Genomic DNA, 25841 nt, shown 5'->3' on the forward strand with positions numbered 1-25841 from the left:
CGGACGTGTATCTGAGCATATCAATTCAATATGCGGACTCTAATGTTCGCTTTATAACTGCTGAGCAGCATCAAGGAGTGCCAGTCCGTGCCATTAGGTCAATTTACTGCCTTCTACCCATCAAGGCCATTTTGGGCGTGCAGTAAACCCGACTTCTCATGCCGTGAGCGCGAAGGCTGGTTTCAAGACCAAATGGCAGAAGAAGTCTTTTCGTGTGAGACAGATTCCTACACGATAAAGATTTGTAGGGACGGTCGGATCATGCTCCGCATTGAGGCTTTGGAAGGAGATCAGGAACAAGACAAGCCTGGGGGGATTGGGGACATCGTAAGAAGGTGGGGTGAATATCTCGATTTCCTAAACGCCTTCTACCTGCTGCTGGACTCGGCGATGCTGGAAGTCGCCAACTTTGCCTATTTCAATCTTCATGAGATCACCAACCGAGATGCATTCCGCGTTAGCTACGCAGGCGGTAAGAGCGTCAGTGAAAACATAGCAACAGAAAGCATTGCATCTGTCTTCCAAATGGGTCGGTACCTTTCTAGCTACCAGCATGGAATCCCGATCGAGTACGACTCAAAAATCACAATGCGGCAAGTCGTCCCTATTGAGGTCGTTCAGCGTGCCTCGACTATGTTTGCTTCTGTCATTAGTTCGCCAAGATCCGAAAAGGACTTGGCATCCTTTGCGAAGGGGTTAGGCGAGTACAAAGTTGGAAATTACGAGACATCTCTAGTTCTGGCCTGGTTCATTACTGAAGGTAGCATTGCCAACTTGTGGGATCGTCACCTCGATAGCCTCAATCGTGAATATGAGAACGGCCAAAAGAAGATTAATCGTGAGAGGCGTGATTTACTAGTTGGCCGCGATTTCACCATCAGCATGGTCTCCAATTTGCTGGAGCTTTGGGATGTACTGCCAAACTCTCTATTCAAAGACATAGACGCCGTTCGAGGGTTTCGGAACAGGATTGTCCATAAGTCGAAATATGTGCCGAACGCAACGGACACTCAGCTTGCACTGAAAACAGCACAAGTGATGATCGAACGGATATGGAACATTTCCTTCGTCCCGAGCCTGAGCTATTCGGTAACCGGTATATGATGCCCAACTTGGCGGTGCAGGGACGCTGCGCTCATCCGGGCGACGAATCCAATCTCGTCTCGTAGGGTGGATTAGCACGTAAGCAGCCCGTAGGATGGGTAGAGCGCAGCACAACCCATCGTGCTTGCAAGACGGATGAAGGGTGGACTGGGCATTACGGTGACAGTGCATAAAACTTGCTACGCCCGACCCAGGCCCCACCAGGTCCAGGCGCCTGCTGACAAGTTCGACATCCTGCGCCAGGCTCACGCCGTCTACATCGACGAGATCCGGAAAGCAGGCCTCTATGACGACATCTGGCAGGCTTTTGCCGTGCTGCTCCCGGTCAAGACCGTCGGCGTCATGGGCGACGGTCGCACCTACGGCTTCGTCGTGGGCCTGCGGCCGGTGACCTCCACCGACGGCATGATCGCGGACTTCACTAGTTCGACATGAAGTGTCTCGGCGAGACCGCGACGCGCATCATCAACAAAGTGAAGACGCGAACCGGGTGGTGTACGACGTGACGAGCAGGCCGCCGGGACGATTGAGTGGGAATAATTTTTCGAGACTGAGTGAGGGCGGCGAACCGAACGGAGAAGACCTTGTTGAACGATACGGGACTTCCGAAGCTCAAGCCTGGCAATAAGCTCAACAAGCGCGGCGACCGCGACGGCATGGACGTCGCCGTCCTGCCCATCAATAGGCGCAAGCAGATCTGTGAAAGCGGCGACCACACCATCAAGGCGGTGCATTGATGCGCGCCGCGTTGAAAGTGGTGATGGCCGCGATGTTTGCCATGCCGGCTGCGGCGGCTCTGGCGAAGTCTCCGGACTGCGCGAGTTGGCCCACGAACATGGCCCTCGTGCACCTCAAGAACGCCGGCCTGATTGATATCCCATCCGTGATCGAGGCGCAGACCAAGGCCGTTCGTCTCGCATCCGAAAAGGTCGGCAAGGACCTCCACCAGCAGGTTTACGACATCACGTTTCACACCAGGGATGGCAAGACGATCGAAGTCATCACGAACAGCCAGGCATCAAGCGAGGAATGCTCGATGAGCGGCGTCGACGTCTACGTGGTCTCGAAGAAAATCGGCGGGTCGGCAGAGCTGCCATCTGACGGCAGGCCTAAAAAGTGATCCGGCAGCACCGGAAGCTCAAGAACCGAAATTGACCTGCAGCGGATGTGTAAGGCGGATTAGCCGCAAGGCGCAATCCCCCTACGATCTCTGTCACGGCTTCACGAACCGATACACGAAGCGATCGGTTTTGCCCTTGATGACGGGATCGAACACCTTGATCTCATGCGGATCGTCCTTGTTCGCGAGCATTGTGCTTTGCGCGTCCAGCACGAAGCCGGCCGCCTCCACCTCCTTGCGAACGGATGCAGGCTCAATCCGATGCAGCGATTGGGCCTCGCTCGTGCCCGCCCCGAGCGCGGCGGCGTGGTCGACGATGACGTAGCACCCGCCGGGCTTCAGCCGCTCGTAGACGGCGCGATTGAAGTCGGCCGCCGTCGCGCCCCTGGCCTGGATCAGCGCGGTGTGGAGGTCGTGATAGAACAGGTGCAGCCACAGGACATCCGCTGGTCGCGTGACCTGCGGCATCGCCACGAGGTCCGCTGACACGGCTTCGACGTTGTCTCGGCCCGGCTCCTTCGCAAGCCTCCGCATAAGGCCGAGCGGATCGTTCTTGAAGTGCGCGACTTCGGCCGGCACGAAGCTGTCAACCCGTCCTTCGGGTCCCACGATCTCGGAGAAGACACGGGTCCAGTCGCCGTCGCCTGGGTAAACGTCGATCACGGTGGCGCCCGCATCGATACGTGCGAACCGGATCAACTCGGACAGCTTGGATTGGTCGTACATCTGGATTTCCTTTAGGCTTGGGCATTCGACACGCGCGCGGCTCGTGCCAGTGCCTGCGTGTCGACGTACTCCCGGATGTTCGTCAGTTTGCCGTTGCGAACGGTGATGGCGAAGACCCAGTCGTCCCTAAACGTCTTGTTCGTGGCTTTGATCTTTCCCTTTGCGAATCCGACGACCAGGACCCGGTCTCCTTGCGCCACGAACTCGCGGGGTTCGGTGGACGTTTCGATCGACTTGGATGCCCTCTCGAGCAAATCCGCCACCCCGTCGTGCCCGCGATGCGTTCCGGCCAGCGGCCAGTCCTCGCCGGGGATGATCCACTCGATGTCTTCGGCGATCAGCGCCAGCAGAGTTTCCCTGTCGCCTCGGCCGATCGCGGCGAAGAAGTCCTTCACGGTCTGGATGTTTGTCTCGATACTCATGGGAATTTCTCCATTTCGCTCCGATCGGATCGCGCTCGATCCGATCGCATGCTTCGTGTCCTCGTGTTCATCAGTCGAACTTGACCAAATCCTTGAAGATCAGGTGGCCCCAGCTGTTTCCGCGCGCCTGCACAAGCAGCCCGCCTTCCGAAAGCCCGCCGAGCTTGATCGGCGCGAAGCCGAGAGTTTCCGCAAGCGTGCCAATCGCCGCTGCGGCAGCGTCATCGTCGCTCGCCAGGAACACGACTCTCCTGCCACCATGGACGGCCGGATCCTGGGCAAGGACGGCAGCACCCAAATGGTTGAAGCCCTTGACCAGTCGACCGCCGGTGAAGGCTTGCGCGAGGGCCTTGGACGAAGGTTGTCCCCCCAGTTTCTCAGGCGGCACGCCGTAGGCGTTGGTCACATCGACGATCGTCTTGCCCTGCCAGGTGGGCAGCGCTTTCGCGACATCCTGGTGCGACTCGAAACGGACCGCCAAAAAGACGATGTCCGCCTTGACGGCGTCCGCCAGCTTTTTGGGAATGATCGAGGGTCCGATCACGGCCGCGGCGGATGTAAAGCTTTCCGGGTCGCGCGTGGTTGCAACGGAGACTTCGATGCCGTTGCGGGCAAACGCGCTGGCCAGGGCTTGGCCGATAGGGCCGAAGCCGATGATTGCGTAGCTCATGATGTTTCTCCGAACTTGTGTCGATGGCGCGGTCAGACCTGGGCCATTCCGCCATCGACGGCGAGCTCCACGCCGGTGATGTAAGAACTTTCATCGGAGGCGAGGAACGTGACGGCAGCCGCGATTTCCTCCGGCTTGCCCCTGCGACCCATCGGGACCTGTGAAGCAAATTGGCTGGCCGCTTGCTCGGCTTGCTCGCGGGTCAAGCCCGTCGTCGTCTCCAGGGCGGGGGTCTCCGTTGGCCCGGGGCTCATCGTATTGACGCGGATTTTGCGGTCCTTCAGCTCCAGCGTCCAAGCGCGCGAGAAGCTGCGCACCGCCGCCTTGCTCGCGGCGTAGACGCTGAACCCCGGCAGCCCCTTCACGTTCGACACCGAAGAGTTCAGGATGATCGAACCGCCGTCCTTAAAGGGGGGGAGGGCTTTCTGCACCGTAAAGAACAGGCCCTTCACGTTCACATCGAAGGTCTGGTCGAAATGGGCCTTGGTCGCTAGCGCGAGCGGCGCGATTGTCCCCGCGCCTGCGTTCGCGAAGAGAATGTCGATGTGACCATGTTTCTCCTTCACGACGGCATAGAGCCGGTCCAGATCTTCCAGGCGCGACACGTCGCTCACGACCGTCGTCACGTTTCTCTCGATGAAGGCTGCGGCCTCCTTCAGCTCTTTCTCGCGTCGCCCGGTGATCACCACGTGCGCACCTTCGTCCACGAAGCGCTTGGCCGTGGCCAATCCAATGCCGCTGCTGCCGCCGGTGATGACGGCGATCTTGCCTTCTAGTTTTTTCATGATGTTTATCTTTCATTGTGTGTGGGCCAGGCGCGGGACCGCGCCGGGATCAGAGTTGCGCCAGGCCGCCGTCGACGGCGACTTCGCTGGCGGTCATGAAGCTGCTGTCCGAGGAGGCGAGAAAGGCAGCCACCGCCCCGATCTCCGCCGGATCGGCCATGCGCTGCAGCGGAGTCATCGCGGCGAACACCTTCTGTCCCTCTTCGCCCAGCGCTTCCTTCGCGAGTTCGGTCGCGGTCGCTCCGGGCGACAGCACGTTGACCCGGATGCCGCTGCCTTTCAGGTCCTCCGCCCAGGTCCGCGCGAGGTTTCGCACGGCCGCCTTGCTCGCGCTGTAGGCGCTCATGGCCGGGGCGCCCGTCGTGCCGGCGCTCGATCCCGTCAGGATGATCGAACCGCCCCGGCGCATCAGCGGCAGCGCCTTCTGCACCGTGAAAATCGTACCCTTCACATTGGTGTCGAAGGCCTCATCGATGTGCGCGGCGGTGATCTTGCCGAGCGCAAGCTGACTTCCCGCGCCGGCATTGGCGAAGACGATGTCGAGGGTTCCGCGCTCGGCCTTCACCGCCGCGTAGAGGCGGTCGAGGTCGGCTTCATCCGAGACTGAGCCCTTCACCGCGCGGGCATTGGGCCCGAGGGCGGCGACAGCAGCGTCGAGGGCTTGCTGTCGGCGGCCGAAGATGAAGACGAAAGCGCCATCCTCGATGAAGCGCTTTGCCGCGGCGCGGCCGATGCCGGTCGCGCCACCCGTGATGACTGCAACCTTGCCGTCAAGCTTTCCCATGATGTCTCCTGTCGTGGTGTCGGGGCAGCATCTGCTCCCGAGGACCCCGACATAGGTCCGCCGGCCCCAGGCGTTGAGTGCGGAAGCGCGCACATCGGTGGTGCGAAATCGATCCGGCCGGACGACTAACGCCGACGGCGACGATCGGTGTCCGTCGCTCAGAATGGGCCCTGCTGGCCGGAACCGGCTATGATGACTGCCCATACTGCTGTAGGAGGCATCAGATACGGCTTGAAAGGCGCACCGCGCGGTGCGGGATTGCACCATGATCGACTGGGACGATGTTCGCTATTTTCTAGCCGTCGCGCGGGGAGGCTCGGTGCGGGCGGCCGCCGAGCACCTCGGCGTGAACCACGCGACCGTGCTGCGACGCATCGCCCAGCTCGAGGAACGCCTCGGGGTCCAGATGTTCGAAAAGCTGCCTTCGGGCTACCGGCTGACGGCTGCGGGCGAGGAGGTCCTCGAATTCGCCGACCAGATGGAAGCCTCGTCACACCAGCTGGAGACGCGCGTGTTCGGGCGCGATCAGAGCGTGCGCGGGCGTCTGCGGGTGACGCTGGCGCCGCCGATGGCGACACATTTGCTGATGCCTGATTTCGCCGATTTCGCGCGTCTGCATCCCGATATCGAGATGGATGTCCTGTCGTTCGGCGAACTGGCAAATCTGACCAACCGTGAGGCCGACGTCGCGATCCGCGTCGTCTACGACCGCAAAACCCTGCCGCAAAATCTTCATGGCATGAAGGGACCGGAGCTGTTCGGCGCCGTCTACATGTCCAGGGATCGACTGGCCGCGTGGCGTGCGGGCGCGCCGGATCCCTTCCGCTGGATCGTCATCAGCATGCACGGCATCCCGGATTGGGCCAGCGCGGGCGAGGTTCGCACCACGGGCGTTCCATTCAGGACCAGTGACGCCGGAGCGCAGATCGCTGCTGTCCGGCAAGGGCTGGGGATCACGACACTGCCGTGCTTCGTCGGCGATGCCGACCCGCTGCTGGTGCGGGTGCCGGGGACCGACCTGCACATGTACGGAACGGTCTGGCTCCTCACGCAGGGAGAGACGCGCAAGACCAAGCGCGTGCGGCTGTTCACGGAGTTCGTATCACGCAGGCTCGCCGCGTACGCGCCGCTGCTGGCGGGGCTGTCGGTGGCGCGCGAGTGACGCGGGGCGGGTCGTGGGCGGAAAGCTTGGCCTCGACAGATCAATGCGTTATCGTGCTTCCGAAACAATCGAGTGGGAGTAGGGTTGTGACTGCTATTGATCCAGCATCGCTGGGTGTTGTTTCCTGGAGAGGCAGCGCCGCTTAGGTCATGGGGTTTGGGGTATTCATCCATCGATTGGACTCGATCTACGACGACAGCCCCGCTGAGCAGTACCAATTTCCCAGTCAATATCTTCATCGCGTTGAAGCCTGCATCGGCGATTGGATAGTATATTACGAACCGAGCAAGGTTGCTGAAACGCGCGGTTACTTTGCAATTGCTCGGGTTCAGCAGGTTCTTCCCGATCCCGGTACTTCCGGGATGTATCTCGCTTTAATGGAACCGGGAAGCTATCTCGATTTTGCCAATTCAGTCCCATTCAACGGACCGACGGGTCCAGTAGAGCGCGGTGTTCTTAACGAACAGGGGCGGATTTCAGGACGCGCTCAGTCCGCAGTCCGCCCAATCTCTCCCGACGATTTCAATAGAATATGCGAGCTTGGTTTCGCGGAGAACGCGCCGCTGCTGCCGCGGCGCGACGGCGACCTTCCATCGCTCGATCTTAACGACCAGCCGCAGGTGCCATTCGCGGTTGAGCAGCAGCGCGACCGGGTTAGCGTAACGATCTCGAAAGTCCTGCGTGATCGAGTTTTCCGCCGCATCGTGCTGCGTGCCTATGAAGAGCGTTGCGCCGTCACCGGCCTCAAGCTCATCAATGGAATGGGGCGCGCGGAGGTCGCGGCGGCTCACATACGCTCCGTCGAGGCAAACGGGCCGGACATCATCAGCAATGGCGTTGCTCTTTCGGGCACCGCACATTGGATGTTTGATCGTGGTCTCATCAGCTTCGCGGACGATCTGGAGATATTGATCTCGCGCCAGACAAACGATCTGGAGGGAGTGCAATCGATCATCAACAAGACGGGGCGCGCTCTTGCGCCGCGTCGTGCGTCAGATCGGCCACATCCGCACTTCTTAAAGTGGCACCGCGAGCATTGTTTCAAGCAATAAGCAAAACCATACGGCTCATGCGCTCGTACCCGCCCGCCGCTGAGCCGCAATCAGCATCTCCACAAACGCGGTCACCTTCGGCGGGCGGAAGCGGGCTGCGGGGTAGACCGTGTGGATGCCGCCGGATGGCAGTTGCCATTGCGGCAGGATGTGGATGAGGCGGCCCGCCGCGAGATCGTCGGCCACCAGGAAATCCGGCAGCACCGAAAGGCCGCCGCCGGCGAGCACCGCTGCGAGCACCCCCGGCGTCGTGTCGATGGCGATGCTCGCCTGCAGGCGCACGGCGCGTCGGTCGAGATCACCGCGCGAGAACTGCCACAGCAACGGCTCGCGCAGCGCCATGTTGGCGATGAACGGCAGCGTCACCAATTCGTCGGGATCGCGCGCGGCGGCGATCCGATCCGCGAATGCGGGAGCGCCGACCAGACATTGCCGGAACGATCCGATCTTGCGCGCCTGCAGGTTGGAATCGACCAGCCACCCCACACGGATCGCCATGTCGATCTGGCCTGAGGCGAGATCGACGGTCTGATCTTCGAGCGTCAACTCCACGCGGCAGTGGGGATAGCGTGCCGCGTAGGCCGTGACGACGGCGATGACGACGGCGGTGCCGTAGTCGTTGGGCGCCGTGATCCGCAAGGTGCCGGTCGGCGCGGCGGCTGCCTGAGCGAGCTCGTCGAAGGCATCCTCCGCTTCGCGCAGGATCATGACGCAGCGCGAATGAAACATGCGGCCCGCCTCGGTCGGATGAACCCGGCGCGTCGTGCGCACGAGCAGGCTGGTGCCGAGATCGCGCTCCAGCTGCGCCACCTGCTGGCTCACCACGGCCTTGGTGATGCCGAGCCGTTCGGCGGCCCGCGTGAACGATCCGCTGTCCACGACGGCTGCGAAGTAGGCCAGTCGGTTCAGGTTCATGGGCTCTGTCCGGTCAGATTTATTGTCAGTCAATACCATACATTATGTCTGTTTTGTTGATATTTATCTACCAATGTGCGCGTGCCACATTGCGGTTCAAGGAGATCGCCATGTCCGCGCCCATTCAAATCACCTACCTGTTCGATCCGCTCTGCGGCTGGTGCTACGGCGCCGCCACGCTGCTCGAACAGCTCGTGACCCGTCCGGATTTCGCTGTCGAACTTGCGCCGACAGGTCTGTTCGCCGGCGAGGGCGCCCGTCCGATGGACGACGGCTTTGCCGCTTATGCCTGGAGCAACGACCAGCGGATTTCGCGCTTGAGCGGCCAGCCCTTCAGCGAAGCCTATCGCCGCGATGTGCTGGGCGACCGTACGCGCCTGTTCGATTCCGGTCCGGCGACACTGGCGCTCACGGCTGTCGCGCTCACGGCGCCTGATCGGGAGTTCGCGGCGCTGAAGGCCTTCCAGCTCGTCCGCTATGTCGAGGGCCGCGACAGCACGGACATCTCCGTTCTGTCGGATGTGCTGCGCGCGATGAATTTGCCGGAGGTTGCCGCGCGCCTGGCGAGCCCCGACGCCGCGTTGATCGCCGCGTATCGCGCACGCCTCGAGGCCGCGCGTGCCGAGATGCGCCGGTTCGGCGTCAGCGGCGTCCCGGCCCTGATCGTAGGGGCCGGCGATGACCGCCGCCTCGTGCAGGCAAGCGCCCTGTTCGGCAGCCTGGACGTCCTCGTCGACGGACTGAAGGCGGCCTGAGCGCCGCGATCAACAGAGACCGGACCATCCAGCTTTCATTTCGCAATCGTAGACAAGCACCAGGAGACCAACATGCTGACAAGGAGAACCATCATGAAAACCACTCTCGCCGCGGGCGCCGCCGCCGTCTTCGCACGCGCAGGCCTCGGCCATGCCGCGGGCGGGCTCGCCTGGAAGCATTTTCCGGCCGGACAGAACGGCTTCTTCCGGGCGCCCGTTCTGGTGTCCGGGCCGAGCGAAGCCGTGCTGATCGATGGCGGCTTCACGCTGTCCGATGGCAAGGCTGTCGCCGACGCCATCAAGGCCACCGGCAAGAAGCTCACCACCATCTATATCAGCCAGTCGGACCCGGATTATTATTTCAGCCTCGGCGCGATCAAGGCTGTCTTCCCCGAGGCCCGCGTGCTCGCGTCGCCAGCGACATTGGCGGCCATTCACGCCAGCGTCGAAAAGAAGCTTGCCGTCTGGGGGCCGCAACTCAAGGCGAACGGCCCGCAGGTGCTGGCCGATGTGGTCATCCCCGAAGCGTTCGACGGCAAGACGCTCAGCGTCGACGGCGAGACCATCGAGATCGTCAGCGCCGACGGCCTGGCCAACCGGCGCTATCTGTTCGTACCCTCGCTCAACGCGGTGTTCGGCGGCGTGCTGATCTTCTCCGGCGTCCATGTCTGGACCGCCGACACGCCGACCAGGGAGCAGCGCGCCGCCTGGATCGCCAATCTCGAAAAGATCGCGGCGCGCAAGCCGGCGATCGTCGTGCCCGGCCATTTGTCGGCGGATGCGAAGACCGACCTGTCCGGTGTCGAGCACACCATCGCCTACCTCAAGGCGTTCGACGAAGAGTTGGCCAAAACCAAGGATTCGGCGGCGCTCAAGGCGGCGATGGAAGCGCGCTTCCCCGGCCTCGGCATGGGCGTTGCGCTCGACATCGGCGCCAAGGTCGCCACCGGCGAGATGAAGTGGGGTTGAGATGGGGGCGAACCTCGACCTGATCCGCGCCACCTATGAGGGATCATCGTCGGAAGAGAACGGCCGCAACTTGCTGGCCGCTCTCGCTCCCGATGCCGCATGGACCGAAGCGGAAGGGTTTCCATACGCGGGCACCTATGTCGGGGCCGAGGCGATCATATCAGGCGTGTTCCGGCGTCTCGCCATCGAATGGACCGGCTACCGCGCCGATGTTCACACCTATCTCGAAGACGGCGACCGCGTCGCCGCCTTCGGCGTCTACTCCGGGACCTACAAGGCGACGGGCAAGTCCATGCGCGCCAATTTCGCGCATCTCTATCTGGTGAAGGACGGCAAGATCGCCAGCATGACCCAATATGTCGACACCGCGATGGTGCAAAAGGCATTGGAGCCTGCCGGCCGGTAACAGCCGCATCACGTCGGAATGCAGGAGGGGGAGCCCGCGACATGCGGGCTCCCCTTTTTCGTTCCGGCGTCTGCTAGATCTTGATGGAATTGTGCCTGGCCGAGGAAGTCCACCGCGCGCCAGAACGTGGTCATGGATATGACCGCCGGCCCCGTCTATACCGAGGTCCCACGACAGGCCAGAGCGGCGATCGTATGCTCGCAGTCATGGTGTTGAAGATATGACTGCCGACGACCTTGGATTTTTGACGTGAGGAGCCATGGCGGTTTCGGAAGACAACAAATCTCTCGCCCGCTATCTGAGAGATGTTACGCAGGGTTCACCGACGGTTACGAAATATTGGGATGACGCCCACGTCAGTGACGTCGACATCATGATCATCAAGGACGTGCCGGCAGGAGGCGTTTCCACTTATGCCAGCCTCGCGCTCTCTGACGCAAAAACCGGCCTGACGTCTGGCGGCAAGGCCCTGGGCGTCGAGATTCTGCTGGCTCTGGCGACGGCCGAGGGCGCCAACATGATCGCGACTTGCGCTTTCAGCATCAAGAAGGGCGAGATCACACCCTTGCCCGGCGTCGTCATTCCGCGAGCCCTGGAACTGTATGGCGAAGGGCGCGAGATGAAGCACGCCATGCTCATCTCTCCGTTCGTGTGGGACCTGGAAACACAGTCCTTCTCGGCCAAGTCCGTCGCCTGGCTGCAGGTACTGCCTATTTCCGACGCCGAGCGGGACTACGCGCTGGCGAACGGGCCCGAAGCGCTGGAGGATCTGCTCCAGGACCGACAGATCGATGTGTTTGACATCGATCGTCCCAGCGCTCTTTGATACCCTGACCGCCGCTATCTTCGTGGACGCCTGCGCTTCGCCTGGAGGATGCTGATGGCATTCGGCCCGATGGGTATCGCTTCGCGTCTCCCTACCGCGGCGCCAGCCCCGCACCGTTTTGAAATGCCAACAGCCCAATGCAGAAAATCGCTGCGCCAACCCACAGCACCACCGGGACCAGGTACGGCGACGAAATGACTTCGAGCACCGGGAACGCTTTGTCTGAAACAAACCTTCTGTGTGCCACCCATGCGGTTGCGACGAGGGGTGTAAAGGTGACAACGAAGTAGAGCGCCCCCAAAACCCAGCCAAAGGCGGTCAAATCCCTGGATCGCGTGACCTCTCCCGCGAAGCCAAGCGCGGCAATTGATACGAACGCGCCCAACGCGCTGATGAGGAGCTCGGCAGCCAGGACGACGATGGATAGAGTTGCAGTCATGCTTGGATTCCGTTTGCGAATGAGATTTCCCTGAAGCCGCAGCCCGGATGGCCGGTGACCGCATCAGCCACGATTGAAGTCCTCGAGATCGCGGATGAAGCGTTCGAAGTCGGGCGCCAGTTCGTGCAGAGGAAGGCAGTTCATCCGTACTGACATCTTGAAGGGGAACGCCCACTTTGTGGGTGAAGGGGGGCCGACAGTCTAACGCGTAGAGGAAGGTGCTTGCAATCGGTGTGGTCTTCCCTGAGGAAACCAGTTGCCGGACGTAGCTCCATCCGGGCTAGCGATCCGTGCCAAACCGCAAGATCGGTCGAGCGTGTCATGGCCGTCAGCGACTAGATGGCGCCGCCACGGAGGAGGGACGATGAAGGCGGCGCTGCAAAACTATCAGGACCGCATGCGACGAGTGCTGGACCATATCGACCGGCATCTCGACGGAGATCTGGACCTGGACGGCTTAAGCGCTGTTGCCGCCTTCTCGAAATTTCATTTCCACCGGCAGTTCTCGGCAACCTTCGGATTATCTGTGCATCGCTATGTCCAGCTGGCCCGCATGAAGCGCGCTTCGCACCAGCTGGCCTATATGGACGCCCTTGATGTCACGGATGTTGCGATGGATGCCGGTTACGACGCACCGGATGCCTTCGCCCGCGCCTTTCGGCAACGGTTCGGGCAATCTCCGTCGTCGTTCCGGAAGTCTCCCGACTGGGAGCCGTGGCTTGCGGCCTTAGGGCCTCTCGACAATGCGAGGAGCAAGCTCATGCAGAAGACCCTTACCACTGACGACGTGACGATCCGCGATGTGCCCCCGACACCGGTGGCGATCATGGAGCATCGCGGCGACCCGGCGACGCTTCCCGCCACAATCCAGCGCTTCATCGCGTGGCGCAAGGCGGCTCACCTGCACCCCAGCACAAGTCCGACCTTCAATGTCTGGCGTTCCGAGCGGCGGCCTGCATCACCCGCCGATTACAGCGTGGACCTTTGCGTCGGGACCGCACAAGCGATCGTGGCGAACGGCGAAGAAATCAGGGCCAGCGAGATCCCCGGCGGACGCTGCGCGGTGCTGCGCGTCGTCGGCTACACCGACAATCTCGAGCCGGCCGCGCTCTTCCTTTATCGCGACTGGCTTCCCGCCAGCGGCGAAGAAGCGCGCGACTTCCCGATCTATTGCCAGCGGCTGAGCCTGTTCCCGGAGGTGCCGGAGCACGAGACGGTCGCGGACGTTTTCTTGCCGCTGAAGTAGCGTCTGCTGACGGCGGCCTGTCACTCCGATCGCGGAGACCGGCAGGCCGCCATTCGCGGATCAATACCGCCACGATGTGATCCCGCGTTCAACTCGGGAAACGGGTGGCAGCTCGCTGGTGCCTGATGTCTTGTTCGGCTCCTTTTTGACATCAGGAGAGTCTCACGGTGGAACTGGCAAACAAGACGATCATCGTAACCGGCGCCAGCAGCGGTATCGGTGCTGCCGCAGCATCGTTGTTCGCGTCCGAAGGCGCCGATGTGGTGCTCGGGGCGCGTCGCGGCCCCGAGCTGCAGGCCGTTGTTGCAAGCATCAAGAGCGCCGGAGGGCGCGCGACGTTTCTCGCCGGGGATGTTCGGGACACCGGCCATGCAGCCCGCCTTGTCGAGCACGCCGTCAAGACTTTCGGAAAGCTCGACGGCGCTTTCAACAATGCCGGCATTGTCGGCGAGATGACGCCAGTCCCCGAGATGAGCGTCGAAAACTGGACCGATGTGCTTGCGGTGAATCTCACCTCGGCGTTCCTCAGCGCGAAGGCGCAGATCCCGGCACTGCGCAAGCAGGGCGGCGGTTCGATCGTTTTCACCTCGTCCTTCGTTGGCTTCAGCAACGGGGGCCTGCCGGGAATGGCGGCGTACGCAGCCTCAAAGGCAGGACTGATCGGCCTGGCTCAATCACTGGGCGCCGAGCATGCGGCCGAAGGCATTCGCGTCAACGCGCTTCTGCCTGGAGGGACCATCACCCCGGCGGCGGGCGAAGGAAATCCCGACGCCCTGAATTTCATCGCCGGGCTCCACCCGATGAAGCGGATGGCCAGTCCCAAGGAGATCGCGCAGGCGGCGGTTTTTCTCCTGAGCGACCGGGCATCGTTCATGACGGGCAGCCCCATGACGGTTGACGGCGGCATGTCGGTCCGCCTGACCTGACCACGAATCCGCTCGGGCTCTACCGACGGGGTTCTGCGCCGTCGATCGAGCCAATTGATAGCGGGGCGCGCAGTGCGCGAAAGGCCTGCTTCACCCGTGCGCCTCCTGCCAGTGCGGATAGGTGACATAGGCGGTGACGGCGCCTTGCTCATGCGAGCGAATGGTGACCTGCGTGCCCTTGGGCATGTGGACGGTCTCGCCCGGACCGGCGGTCACGGTGCCGGCGTTGCTCGACACCGAGAGCTTCCCTTCGAGCACGATCATGACGTCGTCGATGGCGATTGTCTCGTCGAGGATCTGGTTCGGCGCGTAGCGGCCGTAGCCGATGGTGATCGGCGCGCCGTGACGCTGGTCGATCATGTTGCCGACGAATATGTCGCCATCCTGGCCGGGCGAACGCTCGAGCGTTGCGTCCAGATGGCAAACTTGCGAACTTGCATGAGATGTCTTCCGTCTTTTCAAAGTGGGCGGGTTGAGGACGATAGAAGCCTCAGGCAAGTGTTTTGTTCAGCGCGCCTTGCGGGACCGTTTGACGCAGATGGTGCGACGATGGCTGGCGCGCAGGAGACGATTGGTGCCCAGCCCACGGCGACGGTCGCCTCGGCGCAAACACTGGATGTTCGCCACGCGTCTCCATGATACGAAACCCCCGTCGTTCGCTTCCGGAGCCAATGTTCATGTCTGCCACCGCGCCGAGTCAGTCGCCCGCAACCGCCGCCGAAACCGATCCCGAAACACTCGGCTGGATGAAAGGCTTCCCGCCGTCTCCGGACCGCACCATCAGCTTCCAGGATGGTTCGTTCCGCAGCTTCCCCGAGCTACGCTGGGCATGGAGCAACATCCGCCAGCTGGTGCCGACCGTGAATGTCTGGCGCGGGGCGGAGCCTGCGTCGGTGCTGCCGCGGCAAGACCATGACATCGGCGCGTCGGCCTCGACCACCATGGACGGGCGGCCCATGACGTTCGCGAAGATGCTCGAGGAGACCTACACCGACGGCATCGCCGTGCTGCATCGGGGCAAGCTGATCTATGAACGCTATTTCGGCGCGTTGAAGCCGCATAAGCCGCATATCGCGATGTCGGTGACAAAATCGTTCACGGGCGTGCTCGCCGGCATTCTGGTCGCCGAGGGCAAGATCGATCCGCAGGCGCCCGTCACGGACTATGTGCCGGAGCTGAAGGCGAGCGCGTTCGGCGACGCGCGCGTGCACGAGGTCATGGATATGACCACCGGGCTCGAATACACCGAGGTCTACACCGACAAGAACTCGCATGTGTGGGGACTGCGGCGCGCCAACGGCATGGCGCCGATTCCACCCGACTATGACGGTGCGACCACCATCTTCGATTTCCTGGTCGGGCAAAAGAAGCAGGGCGAGCACGGCAAGGTCTTTGCCTACAAGACTGTCAATTCCGACGTGCTGGCCTGGATCATCCGGCGCGTCAGCGGCGTGACGTTGTCCGATCTGCTCTCCGAGCGCATCTGGCAGCCGATGGGCGCGGAGGAAGACGCGCATTACCACGTCGATCGCATCGGCACCGAAAGCGGCGGCGGCGGCCTGTCGACCTGCTTGCGCGATCTCGCCCGATTCGGCGAGACCATGCGCAATCACGGCCGCTTCAACGGCCGGCAGATCGTGCCTTCATCTGTCGTCGAGGACATCGCGCGCGGCGGCGATCCCGAAAAATTTAAGCCGGCTGGCTACACCACGCTAACAGGTGCCTCCTATCGCAATCAATGGTGGGTCACGCACAACGCCCACGGCGCCTATATGGCGCGCGGCGTTCACGGGCAGGGCATCTATATCGATCCCAAGGCCGAGATGGTGATCGCGCGCTACGCCTCGCACCCCGCAGCGGGCAACGCCGCCAACGATCCCGTGACGCTGCCGGCCTACATGGCGCTGGCGAAGGAGCTGATGGCGGCCGGGTGAGGCCGCCTATGGCAGCTCCCGCCAGCGCATCGGCAGAATGCCGTCCTGCCTGAAACTGTCGATGAAGCGGAACCGGGCGGCTTGCGGATTGGGACGGGCTTCGATCGGTGTGCCCAGGATCTGCACGACGTCGTTCTCGTCATAGGTGGGCCAGGGTGGCAGGCCTGATCCGTTGGGATCGCCGTGCGCTGCGAAATTCACCCAATAGGCCATCATGGTCCGCGCCAGAGCGCGGTCCTCTTCGGCCGGCGGTGCCGAGCTGCCGATCACCTGTTGCGGAGTGAGTGTGCCGAACACGAACGGAATTTCAGTCACGTGCGAGGCGATCGGCGTGTAGTGCGAGGTATAGCTGAAGTGATAGCCGTAGACCGGCGCTCGTCCCCCGCGCCGATGCAGACGCAGCCACTGCCAGCATTGCTCGCCGACCACGATGTCGCCCGTGAGCGCCGCCGCGGAAGTCCTGGCCTCCGCATCCGTCGCCGCGGGATAGACCTTCAAGAAATCGGTCATGCGCTCCTTCCCGAACATCGCTTCGGCCGCGGCGAGAAAGACTTGTGCCGATTGATCGGGGAGTGACTGCGAACGGAAAGGAAATTCCTCGGCCGCATTCCAGCCCGCCAGCAGCGGGATGTGCATCTGTTCGCCGCGCCGGAAGCGCCGCGCGGGCACATCAGGAACGACAAGACCATCGATACTCGGCGAGAAGGCCGTCACGACCGGGCTGGTCCTGAAACTCCACGGCGCGGCTGCATTCAACGAATCGGCCGGCATGCTGCGCAAAGCTGCGATCGACGCGTTGTCCTGTTGCCGGGCAAAAGCGAGACCACGCGCGCGGGCTTCTTCAAAGCCCTGAAGCGGGCCGTGTTTGCCATCCCAGAACGCGCCGCTCTGTCCTATGGCCTTGTGAAACAGTCCGTGCGCGAGCGGCGAGGCGATCAGGATTCCGATGGCCATGGCGCCGGCGGATTCGCCGAACACGGTGACGTTCTCGGGGTCGCCGCCGAAGCCGGCGATGTTGGCCTTGACCCAGCGCAGCGCCGCCAGTTGATCCTGCAGGCCGTAATTGCCTGAAGGCGCCTCCGCGTCGAGATCGGGGTGGGCGAAGAAGCCTAAGATGCCGAGGCGGTAGTTGAAGCTGACGACGACGACACCTTTCGCTGCTAGCGCGTTGCCATCGGTTGCGGGATTCGCCGAGGAGCCGAACTGAAAGCCGCCGCCGTGAATCCACACCATCACGGGCCGGTTCTCATCCGCGTGCTTCGCCGCGGTCCAGATGTTGAGATAGAGGCAATCCTCGTCGCGCGGTCCCGGCCGCGGGTCGTTTTCGAGCGCCGATAGACACCCCGCGCCGAACACAAGCGCATCGCGCACGCCATCCCAGGACTCCGGGGGCTGCGGAGCGCACCAACGCAGAGGCCCGACCGGCGGTGCTGCGTAGGGAATGCCTTTGAACGCGATCACGCCGCTTGCATCGCGCGGGCCGCCACGCACGGCCCCCGCTTGCGTGCGGACCACGCGTTGCAGCCCGGCTGCTGTCGTACTCGTGAAACCATGCATGGCCGTTTCTTTCGATAGCGTGGGCGGCGCCCGGACGCCCCCGGGCAGGTTCAGGCGGCACCCTATCGACATTCCTCTTCGCTCGATTTAGATGTTCTGCCAATCAATTTCTAAAAACCGGCAACATGCGGCAGCCGCTCCGTTTTCCATGGCCTGATCTTGATGTGGATGATGTCTCCGCGCCCGTTATCGCCGTGCGCGTCGACGTGATCGGGACCAAGGACGAGGTGCCCGATCACAGGCACCGCAAGGGGCAACTTGTCTTTGCGCTGGGCGGCGCCGTGACGTGCCGCGTTCCCACCGGTCTGTGGATGGTGCCGCCGCATTGCGCGGTGTGGATTCCAGGAGGCATGCAGCACAGCAACCTCGCGACGGAAAACGCCCGGCTGTTTTTCGTCTACATCGAGCCTGAGGTCGTGGACCTGCCGGATCGGTGCTGCACGCTTTCGATCTCCCCACTGCTGCGTGAAGTGATCGTCGAGCTGGCCAATCAGATCGCGGATGACGAGGCGAGGGTGGAGCTTCTGGCGAGCGTCCTGCTGCGCGAGCTTCCCCGCATGCCGGTTCAGCAGCTGCATCTGCCGCTCTCGCCCGAGCCGCGGTTGAAGAAGATTGCCGCGGCGCTGGCGAAAAACCCTTCCGATCGCAGGACGCTGGCCGAATGGGCCGATCGCGTCACGCTGAGCGAGAGCAGCCTCGCGCGTCTCGTGGTCAGGGAGACGGGCTTAAGCTTCGGGCGGTGGCGCCAGCAATTGCACCTGATCGTCGCCTTGCGGGAGCTGACGTCCGGCGCGAGCGTGCAGCAGGTGTCCGCCGATCTCGGCTACGACTCCGTCGCGGCCTTCATCACCATGTTCAAGAAGGCGCTCGGGAAACCACCAGGGAAATATCTGAGCGGTATTTTCCCTGAATATAAGAATTGACTTATATTAGCGTCGACCGATATTAATCCTGGCACGAAACGACAAGGAGGAGCGCCATGGAGATCGACGTCGTCAGGGTATTAGGGCTGGTTACGCGTTCGGTGAGGAATTTCGAGAAGGACGGGAAGGCAGCCAGTGCGGTGACACTGACGCGGCTTTACGAGACCAGCGTCGACGATCTCTGGGACGCAGTGACCAGCGAGCAACGCATTCCGCGCTGGTTCTTGCCGGTCGAGGGAGATCTCCGGCTCGGCGGAAAATACCAGCTCAAGGGGAATACAGGCGGGACCATCACGGCATGTACGCCGCCGACCCATTTTGCGGCGACCTGGGAATTCGGCGGCGCGATGAGCTGGATCGACGTCAAGCTGACGGCAGAACGAAGCCAGGCGCGGCTGACGCTCGAGCACACCGCGATGATCGAGGATCATTGGAATCAGTTCGGTCCAGGGGCAGTCGGGATCGGCTGGGATCTCGCCATTGCCGGGCTGGAGCGATATGTTGCGACCGGGGCATCGGTCGACCATGAGACGGCCGAGGCATGGATGGGCTCTCCCGCGGGCAAGGAATTCATGACGAGCAGCGGCGAGTATTGGCGCGCAGCGCATGTCGCAAGCGGCGTGGATCCTGCGTCCGCGAAACAGCGGTCGGACCGTACCATCGCTTTCTATCGCGGCGAGACGCCGCCCGACGTGGCGCATCCGGGCACAGGAAGCTGATGCAAATCTTCGAGGTCCTTGCCGACCCCGTCCGCCGTCGCATCCTCGAGCTGCTTGCGCCCGGCGAGATGGCGTCCGGCGAGGTCGTCGAAGTGATCGGAGCGGAGTTCGGGATCACGCAGGCCGCCGTGTCGCAGCACCTCAAGGTGCTGCGCGAGAGCGGCTTCGCGACGGTTCGGGCGGAGGCGCAAAGACGGCTCTATTCGGTCGATGCTGCGGGCCTCCAAGCGGTGGATGCATGGATCGGTCAGTTCCGCAATTTCTGGGAGCCGAAGCTGGATGCGCTGGCGACGGAAATCGCGCGCGGCAAACGCGAGCGTCGTAACGCGCCAATGAGCAAGCGGAGCGGGAAGCGGGCGTGAAGGCATCGCGGCCACGCCTCATGGAGACGTTTCCGTTCTTTGCCCGGCGGGGGATGGGCTTAAGCGGCGGCATCTCGGTGTCGCCCGGGCTGGCGGCCCATCTGAGGCCGTACTGCAGGTTCGCGGCCTGCGCGGCGGCGACAAGCTGTACAAAGCCCCAGACGATTGCGGCGGGCAGCATCGATAGCTCGAAGCTCATCGCCATTGGCTGTCCCCCAATCTGCAAGAAATCAGCGCGATCCCGGGTGCCATCCGGGAGTTTGGGAATCTCGGGATCGAGGTGATCCCAGGCATATCCGCGCGAGCAGAACAGCACGACGGACGGTTTGAACGTGCTGGCATCGTCCAGCGTGCCGACATAGATGCCGATTAAGTCCGGCTTCTCGTCCGGCTTGTTGTAGATGGGCGAGCCGCAGTTCGGACAGAACCCTTTGCGCTTGACCGCTCCGCTGACGGCAGTGCGCTCGATTTCGCGCACCTCGCCTGTCACCGCGACTGCGCTGCGCGCGAACACGAAGATGGAGCTGTGGCCGCTGCCGGTATCGCGCTGACAGTCGCTGCACTGGCATTGGAAGCCGCGGATCGGCGCGGACGCAATGGTGTAACAAACCGCGCCGCAGGCACAACGACCTGAATATGTCATTCGTCTCCCTCCCAACGGGCCGGCGCGATTTCACACAAGCCGGATATTTGCCGGCCCGCTCACTCGCGCGACATCTTCTCGAACCTCTTCACCAGCCGCTCCCGCTTCAGCCGCGACAGGCGCTGGATCCAGAACATGCCGTCGAGCTGGTCGATCTCGTGCTGGTGGCAGACAGCACGCAAGGCTTCCGACTCCTCTTTGTGCATGCTGCCGTCGAGATCCCGATAGCTGATCCGCACGCGGGCGTGGCGCTGGACCTCGTCGTTGACGCCGGGCATCGAGACGCTGCCTTCGCGATGCAGGATCATCTCGGGTGAGGCCCATTCGATCTCCGGATTGACATAGGTCTGTGCACCGTCCCTGGCGTCGAGCTCGAGCACGACGACGCGCAAGGGCACGCCGACATGCGGCGCCGTGATGCCGATGCCGGGCGCGGCGCGCATAGTCTCGAGCAGATCATTTGCAAGCTCGCGGAGCGCATCGTCGAACGCGGTGACGGGGTGAGCCGGCATGGCGAGCCGGCGGTCGGGATAGCGGACGATCGGGCGAATGGTCATGCAAGCTCCTAGCACTCACGGATGGTTGAAGCATCCCGTTCTTGACGCCCTACCAACTGGAAGGTAGCTAGGGACCATGACCCACGTTTCCTCGACAGCCGACGACATCCTGGCCTGCGCGCGCAGCTTGATCATCGCGGGCGGCTACAATGGTTTCAGCTACGCCGACGTGGCCGAGGTGGTCGGTATCCGCAAGCCGAGCATCCACCATCATTTCGCCAGCAAGGTCGATCTGGTCCGCACGCTCGTGTCGCGCTACCGCGCCGAAGCCGAGGCGGGACTGTCCGCGCTCGAGCGCAATGTCCCTGATCCGCGCGACCAGCTCGAAAACTATGTCGCGTACTGGAAGGCGTGCATCAATGATGCGACAGCGCCGTTCTGCGTGTGCGCGCTGCTGGCCAGCGAGCTTCCGATCCTGCCGGAGGAGGTTGCGCTCGAAGTCCGTGCGCACTTCCGCTCCTTGGCTTCCTGGCTGACGGCCGTCATGGAGCGTGGCAAGCGGAAAGGGCAACTCAAACTCTCCGGCACAGCCCGCGTCGAGGCCGAAGGATTCATGGCGACCATTCACGGCGCCATGCTGTCGGCGCGTGCCTATGGCGATCCAAAGATGTTCGGTGTGATTACCACCCCGCTGCTGGACCGGCTGTCCAACAAGCACTGAGAGACATCGGCGAGACGATGACGATAGCCAGCAAGTGGGCTGGATCGAAGACGGTTTCGTGTGTGTAAGAAAACTACCAACTAGTAGGTATAGGAGAGACTGCGATGGCGCGATATCAATTGAATCCGGTTCATTGCGACCGCGAGCGATGGCTGAAGCAATATTACTTCGTGCGAGCGGCGTTCTCGGTTGCCTGGGTCGCTGCTGCGTTTGCCGCCGGGGCTTCTTCTCCAGTGATCGCCGGCGCCTTGCTCGTCCTCTATCCCGCATGGGACGCCGCTGCCAACTTCGCGGACGCGGTTCGCAGCGGCGGACTCGCTCAAAGCCGCCCGCAGGCTCTGAACGTTGTGGTCAGCCTGGCGACCACCGTCGCGGTGCTTGTGACCTTGCAGATGAGCATGAACCGGGTGCTCGGAATCTTCGGGGCATGGGCGATCCTGTCGGGATTGCTCCAACTCGGAACGGCCATCCAGCGCTGGCGGAGTTTTGGCGCGCAATGGGCCATGGTGCTCAGCGGGGGCCAGTCGGCTCTCGCAGGCGGCTTCTTCATCTTTCAGGCCACGATGCCCGCGATCGCGAATGTCGCGGGCTATGCTGCAGTCGGTGCGCTCTACTTCCTGGTCTCGGCGGTCTGGCTCACGGTCGGCGAGTGGCGGCGTAGCGCGGCTGTTTGAAGCCTTGCCATTCAAGCCTTGTCGCGGACGCTCACCCGTCCGGATAGGGCGTGCCGTCCTTGTGCACGAATCGGCCGTCGGAGTTGGCGCTCATCATGTCGATGTCGGAGCAAATCGTGAGATCGTCGGGCGAGCGAGAGCCGACTTCGAGATAGAGGGCGATGGCGCTCGAACGGTTGATCAAGTGATGGCCGTTGCCGCTGTTTTTCGCGAAAGCGGCGCAGTCACCGGCGCGGAGCACGATCTCGCATTTGTCCTCGATCAGCGTCACTTCGCCTTCGAGGACATAGACGAATTCGTCCTCATGCGAGTGCCAATGCCGCTGGCTCGACCAGTTGCCGGGCGGCAAGCGCATCAGGTTGACGCCGAAATCGGACAAGCCTCCGGCATTGCCGAGCCGCTGCCGGACCCGATCGGCGCAAGGTGCATCGAAGGGCGCGGGGTAGCCGGCGCCCTTGCGGGCGGGTACGGCAGCGATGTCGATTTTCGGCATAAGCATTTCCCTGCAGTTCTCTAGCGTTGCGTGGCCTGGCACATCGCGGAGCGCCAGGCGCGTCGTCGAACCCGGTCACGGATTTCGCCGCATCCGCACGGCCAGTTCCGCACGGCAAGGCCGGATGGCGCGCGAGGAGGCGGACGATCACGTTAGCGACGGGACGAATTCAATAGCGGCGGGATGATGCCATCATGCAGGTGTTTTGCCCGACGAGTCAAACGGCGGGTCTTCCTTCGCACTGCAAAGAGCTGCGCTGTAAGTCCTTGATCCGACAGCGCCCCGCTACTGTGCATGGGGTTGTTTTCGCGTTTTTTGTTTGGCAGGTCACAAAAGCGTGCCGCAAAAACTTGCGTCGGCCTGTCGGCCCACCATGTTCCCATTCGTCTTCCACCCAGACAGATCTGACGGGAGACCAAAATGAACGCTTCCTCCTATCGCTGGGTGATCGTCGCCGCGGGCGGCTTGCTCGGCTGCGTCGCCATCGGCGGCATGTTTTCGCTGCCGGTATTCCTGCAGCCGATCGCAAAGGACACCGGCTGGTCCGTGACCGGCATCTCCAGCGCCATGACGATCGGCTTTCTGGCAATGGCCTGCACCAGCATGGTCTGGGGCACGTTGACGGACCGGTTCGGGCCGCGGCTGGTGGTGCTGACGGGATCGACGGTGCTGACCGTGAGCCTGTTCGCGGCGAGTCACGCCACCTCGCTGCTGGCGTTTCAGTTCGTCTTCGGGCTTCTGGTCGGAGCGTCCTGTGCGGCGATCTTCGCGCCGATGATGGCGACCGTGACCGGCTGGTTCGACACCCATCGCAGCCTCGCGGTCTCGCTGGTGTCGGCCGGCATGGGCATGGCGCCGATGACGATGGCGCCGCTCGCGGCCTGGCTCGTCTCCGGCCATGACTGGCGCACCTCGATGCAGATCGTGGCGCTGGTGGTCGGCGCCAGCATGATCCCGGTCTCGTTCCTGGTGCGCCGCCCGCCGGCGCTCGCGCACGCCGTGGCCGCGCCTGCGGGCGAGGGGGCCGTGCAAGGTGAGATGTCGATGGGAGAGGCGCTGCGCTCGCCGCAATTCCTGATCCTGCTCGCGACCAATTTCTTCTGCTGCGCCACGCATTCCGGTCCGATCATTCACACCGTCTCCTATGCCGTGAGCTGCGGCATCCCGCTGGTCGCGGCGGTGACGATCTACAGTATCGAAGGCTTTGCCGGCCTCGGCGGACGCATCGCCTTCGGCCTGATGGGTGACCGCTTCGGCGCCAAGCGCGTGCTCGTCTCGGGCCTGCTGTTGCAGGCCTTCGGCGCACTCGCCTATGTCTTCGCGCATCAGCTCGCGACGTTCTACGCCGTCGGGGCCGTCTTTGGCTTCATCTATGCCGGCACCATGCCGCTCTACGCGGTGCTGATCCGCGAAAATTTCCCGCTCAAGATGATGGGCACCGTGATCGGCGGCACCGCCATGGCCGGCAGTCTCGGCATGGCCACGGGCCCGCTCGCCGGCGGCCTGATCTACGATGCGTTCTCGAGCTACGCCTGGCTCTATATCGCCTCCTGGGCGATGGGCCTCGGCGCCTTCCTGATGGCGATGAATTTCAAGCCGTTCCCGAAGCCGCAAGCGGAGTTGGCGCCGGCGGCAGCGTAAGCAGGTTCATCGAGGCGCAGCGCTAGAGCTGCGCCTCGATCGCGAGCTTGTCGACGATGGACCACACGTGCCGTATTTTTCCGTCGCGAAATCGATAGAACACGTTTTCGCAAAAGGACACGCGCCTGCCGTTCACATCCAGCCCCAGAAACTTTCCAGCCGGCGTGCAATCGAACTTCAGCCGGGACGCGATGTGGGGCGGATCGCAGACCAGCAGCTCGATGTCGAAATGCAGATCCGGAATTGCGCGAAAATCCTGCTCCAGCATGGCGCGATAGCCGGACAGTCCGAATGGTCGCGCATTGTGGGCGACGTCATCGTGGACGAACTGTCCGAGGGCGGGCCAATCCTGCCGGTTCAGGCAGGCGATGTAGTCGCGGTAGATGTCGGCGAGGTCGGACCTGGTCATGGCGTGCTCCTGCGGCTCCGGCCCTAACGCGGCAACGAGAGAAAAGGCGCCGGCGCTCACAGGCGTTTTTCGAAGAACAGGTCCGGGTAGGGGTCGTCATTGAAGCGGGGGATCTCGCTCCAGCCGCTTCGTCGGTAGAGCTGGCCGGCTTCCGCCAAGGCGCTGTTGGTGTCGAGCCGCAATAGCTTGATGCCGAGCCCGCGCGCGGCGTTCTCGGTCATGTCCATCAGGCGCCGGCCGAGCCGCAATCCGCGCGCCGCCGGTGCGACCCACAGCCGCTTGATCTCGGCATAGCCGTGATCGGTGCCCTTGAGCCCGACGCAGCCGACCGGTAGCGTGTCCGACATCGCGACGATGAACGTGCCGCGCGGGCGGCGCATATCCTTGGCGTCGGGATCGCGCGACAGCGAGACGTCGAACCCCTGCTTGAAGCGGCGGCCGAGCTCGCCATAATATTCGCCGAGGCAATAGCGCGCCTGTTCGCTCCGCGGGTCCATCTCGTCCAGCGTGACGCGCTCGCGCGTCAGCGCGGAAGCAACCAAATCCATCGCCGCCAGCAGCGCCTCGCGTTGCGCATGTTGGGCGAGGAAGCCCTCGGCCTGCGTATTCGACAGCGCCTCGTAGGCCGCGAACTCGCGCCGGCCCGCACGCGTCAACGTCGCGACGCGACGGCGCGCATCGTCCTCATGCGCATTGGTCTCGACCAGCCCTTCGTCCTCGAGGCAGCGGAGGAGGCGGCTCATCAGGCCGGAATCGAGGCCGAGATAGTCGCGAATCTCGGCCACGTCCGAACGTCCATGCCCGATCGCGTTGAGCACGCGCGCCGCCCCCAGTGGCCGCCCGCGTCCCAGGAATGACGTGTCGAGCGCGCCGACAGCGGACGTGACGGCACGATTGAAGCGGCGGACGCGGGAAACAGGGTCGAGCATGATATATCTGACTTTAGTCAGACATATCATCG

General features: G+C 62.9%; 30 protein-coding genes and 3 pseudogenes. 19 read left to right on the top strand and 14 right to left on the bottom strand.

The window, feature by feature from the left end:
• The first annotated feature begins 261 nt into the window (after positions 1 to 261).
• From IVB42_RS38275 to IVB42_RS38290, 4 genes and pseudogenes are all read left to right on the top strand, one after another.
• Positions 262 to 1104 (top strand): hypothetical protein, encoded by an 843-nt coding sequence (locus tag IVB42_RS38275; protein ID WP_247398135.1) that lies wholly within the window; start codon positions 262 to 264, stop codon positions 1102 to 1104.
• Positions 1105 to 1323: 219 nt separating this feature from the next.
• Positions 1324 to 1633, top strand: a pseudogene (locus tag IVB42_RS38280) (GMP synthase (glutamine-hydrolyzing)); the annotation flags it as partial.
• A gap of 55 nt (positions 1634 to 1688) precedes the next feature.
• Complete coding sequence (locus IVB42_RS38285) at positions 1689 to 1841, top strand: integrase (protein ID WP_247396411.1); 153 nt, start codon at positions 1689 to 1691, stop codon at positions 1839 to 1841.
• Positions 1841 to 2224 (top strand): hypothetical protein, encoded by a 384-nt coding sequence (locus IVB42_RS38290; protein ID WP_247396409.1) that lies wholly within the window; start codon positions 1841 to 1843, stop codon positions 2222 to 2224. The genes IVB42_RS38285 and IVB42_RS38290 overlap by 1 nt, the downstream gene beginning before the upstream one ends.
• Positions 2225 to 2317: 93 nt before the next feature.
• On the opposite strand, the gene IVB42_RS38295 is transcribed toward IVB42_RS38290, so the two are convergent.
• From IVB42_RS38295 to IVB42_RS38315, 5 genes are all read right to left on the bottom strand, one after another.
• On the bottom strand, positions 2318 to 2950 hold the full coding sequence (locus IVB42_RS38295) for a class I SAM-dependent methyltransferase (RefSeq protein ID WP_247396407.1): 633 nt from the start codon (positions 2948 to 2950) through the stop codon (positions 2318 to 2320).
• 11 nt (positions 2951 to 2961) lie between these two features.
• Positions 2962 to 3372 (bottom strand): nuclear transport factor 2 family protein, encoded by a 411-nt coding sequence (locus IVB42_RS38300; RefSeq protein WP_085395934.1) that lies wholly within the window; start codon positions 3370 to 3372, stop codon positions 2962 to 2964.
• Between the two features lie 70 nt (positions 3373 to 3442).
• Positions 3443 to 4042, bottom strand: coding sequence for an NAD(P)-binding domain-containing protein (locus IVB42_RS38305; RefSeq protein WP_085395935.1), 600 nt, complete (start codon positions 4040 to 4042; stop codon positions 3443 to 3445).
• Positions 4043 to 4074: 32 nt separating this feature from the next.
• Complete coding sequence (locus IVB42_RS38310) at positions 4075 to 4827, bottom strand: glucose 1-dehydrogenase (protein ID WP_247396404.1); 753 nt, start codon at positions 4825 to 4827, stop codon at positions 4075 to 4077.
• A gap of 49 nt (positions 4828 to 4876) precedes the next feature.
• Positions 4877 to 5611, bottom strand: a complete 735-nt coding sequence (locus IVB42_RS38315; protein ID WP_085352864.1) for an SDR family oxidoreductase — start codon at positions 5609 to 5611, stop codon at positions 4877 to 4879.
• Positions 5612 to 5876: 265 nt separating this feature from the next.
• Here IVB42_RS38315 and IVB42_RS38320 point away from each other — a divergent pair, with 265 nt between their 5' ends.
• Both IVB42_RS38320 and IVB42_RS38325 read left to right on the top strand, forming a co-directional pair.
• The gene (locus tag IVB42_RS38320; protein WP_247396402.1) at positions 5877 to 6773 is read left to right on the top strand and encodes a LysR family transcriptional regulator; all 897 of its coding nucleotides are present in this window, start codon (positions 5877 to 5879) and stop codon (positions 6771 to 6773) included.
• A 149-nt stretch (positions 6774 to 6922) separates the two neighbouring features.
• A complete protein-coding gene (locus IVB42_RS38325; protein WP_039800641.1) occupies positions 6923 to 7825 on the top strand; it encodes an HNH endonuclease in 903 nt (300 codons plus the stop codon).
• Positions 7826 to 7840: 15 nt separating this feature from the next.
• Here IVB42_RS38325 and IVB42_RS38330 read toward each other — a convergent pair whose 3' ends face one another.
• The gene (locus IVB42_RS38330; protein WP_247396397.1) at positions 7841 to 8740 is read right to left on the bottom strand and encodes a LysR family transcriptional regulator; all 900 of its coding nucleotides are present in this window, start codon (positions 8738 to 8740) and stop codon (positions 7841 to 7843) included.
• Between the two features lie 110 nt (positions 8741 to 8850).
• Between IVB42_RS38330 and IVB42_RS38335 the strand changes: the two genes are divergently transcribed.
• From IVB42_RS38335 to IVB42_RS38350, 4 genes are all read left to right on the top strand, one after another.
• Positions 8851 to 9495, top strand: coding sequence for a DsbA family protein (locus IVB42_RS38335; RefSeq protein WP_247396394.1), 645 nt, complete (start codon positions 8851 to 8853; stop codon positions 9493 to 9495).
• A gap of 72 nt (positions 9496 to 9567) precedes the next feature.
• On the top strand, positions 9568 to 10464 hold the full coding sequence (locus tag IVB42_RS38340; protein ID WP_247396391.1) for an MBL fold metallo-hydrolase: 897 nt from the start codon (positions 9568 to 9570) through the stop codon (positions 10462 to 10464).
• 1 nt (position 10465) lies between these two features.
• Entirely contained in the window at positions 10466 to 10870 is a 405-nt protein-coding gene (locus tag IVB42_RS38345; protein WP_204510960.1) for a nuclear transport factor 2 family protein, read from the top strand.
• A 259-nt stretch (positions 10871 to 11129) separates the two neighbouring features.
• Positions 11130 to 11696, top strand: coding sequence for a suppressor of fused domain protein (locus tag IVB42_RS38350; protein WP_085352868.1), 567 nt, complete (start codon positions 11130 to 11132; stop codon positions 11694 to 11696).
• Positions 11697 to 11787: 91 nt separating this feature from the next.
• Here IVB42_RS38350 and IVB42_RS38355 read toward each other — a convergent pair whose 3' ends face one another.
• Complete coding sequence (locus IVB42_RS38355; RefSeq protein ID WP_085352869.1) at positions 11788 to 12135, bottom strand: hypothetical protein; 348 nt, start codon at positions 12133 to 12135, stop codon at positions 11788 to 11790.
• A 364-nt stretch (positions 12136 to 12499) separates the two neighbouring features.
• Between IVB42_RS38355 and IVB42_RS38360 the strand changes: the two genes are divergently transcribed.
• Both IVB42_RS38360 and IVB42_RS38365 read left to right on the top strand, forming a co-directional pair.
• Positions 12500 to 13381 carry an AraC family transcriptional regulator gene (locus IVB42_RS38360; protein WP_247396388.1) on the top strand — a complete coding sequence of 294 codons (882 nt, stop codon included), beginning with the start codon at positions 12500 to 12502 and terminating at the stop codon, positions 13379 to 13381.
• A gap of 167 nt (positions 13382 to 13548) precedes the next feature.
• Entirely contained in the window at positions 13549 to 14307 is a 759-nt protein-coding gene (locus tag IVB42_RS38365) for an SDR family oxidoreductase (protein ID WP_204510964.1), read from the top strand.
• Positions 14308 to 14397: 90 nt separating this feature from the next.
• On the opposite strand, the pseudogene IVB42_RS38370 reads toward IVB42_RS38365, so the two are convergent.
• Positions 14398 to 14747: pseudogene (locus tag IVB42_RS38370) on the bottom strand (ethanolamine utilization protein).
• Positions 14748 to 14984: 237 nt separating this feature from the next.
• On the opposite strand from IVB42_RS38370, the gene IVB42_RS38375 reads away from it, so the two are divergent.
• Complete coding sequence (locus IVB42_RS38375; RefSeq protein WP_247396385.1) at positions 14985 to 16241, top strand: serine hydrolase; 1257 nt, start codon at positions 14985 to 14987, stop codon at positions 16239 to 16241.
• A gap of 6 nt (positions 16242 to 16247) precedes the next feature.
• On the opposite strand, the gene IVB42_RS38380 is transcribed toward IVB42_RS38375, so the two are convergent.
• The gene (locus IVB42_RS38380) at positions 16248 to 17798 is read right to left on the bottom strand and encodes a carboxylesterase family protein (RefSeq protein ID WP_247396382.1); all 1551 of its coding nucleotides are present in this window, start codon (positions 17796 to 17798) and stop codon (positions 16248 to 16250) included.
• Positions 17799 to 17923: 125 nt separating this feature from the next.
• Here IVB42_RS38380 and IVB42_RS38385 point away from each other — a divergent pair, with 125 nt between their 5' ends.
• Genes IVB42_RS38385 through IVB42_RS38395 form a run of 3 tightly spaced genes read left to right on the top strand, consistent with a single transcriptional unit; the run spans position 17924 to position 19802 of the window.
• The gene (locus IVB42_RS38385) at positions 17924 to 18721 is read left to right on the top strand and encodes a helix-turn-helix transcriptional regulator (RefSeq protein ID WP_247391351.1); all 798 of its coding nucleotides are present in this window, start codon (positions 17924 to 17926) and stop codon (positions 18719 to 18721) included.
• 56 nt (positions 18722 to 18777) lie between these two features.
• Positions 18778 to 19440: an SRPBCC family protein gene (locus tag IVB42_RS38390; RefSeq protein WP_247391353.1), complete on the top strand. Its 663-nt coding sequence runs from the start codon at positions 18778 to 18780 to the stop codon at positions 19438 to 19440.
• Positions 19440 to 19802 (top strand): metalloregulator ArsR/SmtB family transcription factor, encoded by a 363-nt coding sequence (locus IVB42_RS38395; RefSeq protein ID WP_018459176.1) that lies wholly within the window; start codon positions 19440 to 19442, stop codon positions 19800 to 19802. The genes IVB42_RS38390 and IVB42_RS38395 overlap by 1 nt, the downstream gene beginning before the upstream one ends.
• 361 nt (positions 19803 to 20163) lie before the next feature.
• On the opposite strand, the pseudogene IVB42_RS38400 reads toward IVB42_RS38395, so the two are convergent.
• Positions 20164 to 20445: pseudogene (locus IVB42_RS38400) on the bottom strand (GFA family protein); the annotation flags it as partial.
• A 59-nt stretch (positions 20446 to 20504) separates the two neighbouring features.
• On the bottom strand, positions 20505 to 21002 hold the full coding sequence (locus tag IVB42_RS38405) for a peptide deformylase (RefSeq protein WP_085395946.1): 498 nt from the start codon (positions 21000 to 21002) through the stop codon (positions 20505 to 20507).
• 76 nt (positions 21003 to 21078) lie between these two features.
• Between IVB42_RS38405 and IVB42_RS38410 the strand changes: the two genes are divergently transcribed.
• Positions 21079 to 21663 (top strand): TetR/AcrR family transcriptional regulator, encoded by a 585-nt coding sequence (locus IVB42_RS38410; RefSeq protein WP_085352877.1) that lies wholly within the window; start codon positions 21079 to 21081, stop codon positions 21661 to 21663.
• A 104-nt stretch (positions 21664 to 21767) separates the two neighbouring features.
• Entirely contained in the window at positions 21768 to 22337 is a 570-nt protein-coding gene (locus IVB42_RS38415; RefSeq protein ID WP_247391355.1) for a DUF308 domain-containing protein, read from the top strand.
• 31 nt (positions 22338 to 22368) lie between these two features.
• On the opposite strand, the gene IVB42_RS38420 is transcribed toward IVB42_RS38415, so the two are convergent.
• Positions 22369 to 22830: a cupin domain-containing protein gene (locus tag IVB42_RS38420; protein ID WP_018459171.1), complete on the bottom strand. Its 462-nt coding sequence runs from the start codon at positions 22828 to 22830 to the stop codon at positions 22369 to 22371.
• Positions 22831 to 23250: 420 nt separating this feature from the next.
• Between IVB42_RS38420 and IVB42_RS38425 the strand changes: the two genes are divergently transcribed.
• Positions 23251 to 24471, top strand: coding sequence for an MFS transporter (locus IVB42_RS38425; protein WP_247391357.1), 1221 nt, complete (start codon positions 23251 to 23253; stop codon positions 24469 to 24471).
• 22 nt (positions 24472 to 24493) lie between these two features.
• Here the strand turns inward: IVB42_RS38425 and IVB42_RS38430 are convergent, their stop codons facing one another.
• Together IVB42_RS38430 and IVB42_RS38435 are read right to left on the bottom strand one after the other, a co-directional pair.
• The gene (locus IVB42_RS38430) at positions 24494 to 24880 is read right to left on the bottom strand and encodes an ester cyclase (protein WP_204510968.1); all 387 of its coding nucleotides are present in this window, start codon (positions 24878 to 24880) and stop codon (positions 24494 to 24496) included.
• Positions 24881 to 24936: 56 nt separating this feature from the next.
• Positions 24937 to 25809, bottom strand: coding sequence for a bifunctional helix-turn-helix transcriptional regulator/GNAT family N-acetyltransferase (locus IVB42_RS38435; RefSeq protein WP_204510969.1), 873 nt, complete (start codon positions 25807 to 25809; stop codon positions 24937 to 24939).
• Between the last annotated feature and the right edge of the window lie 32 nt (positions 25810 to 25841).

Origin of the sequence: Bradyrhizobium sp. 45 (assembly GCF_023073155.1) — a bacterium.
In the GTDB taxonomy this organism is placed as follows: domain Bacteria; phylum Pseudomonadota; class Alphaproteobacteria; order Rhizobiales; family Xanthobacteraceae; genus Bradyrhizobium; species Bradyrhizobium canariense_D.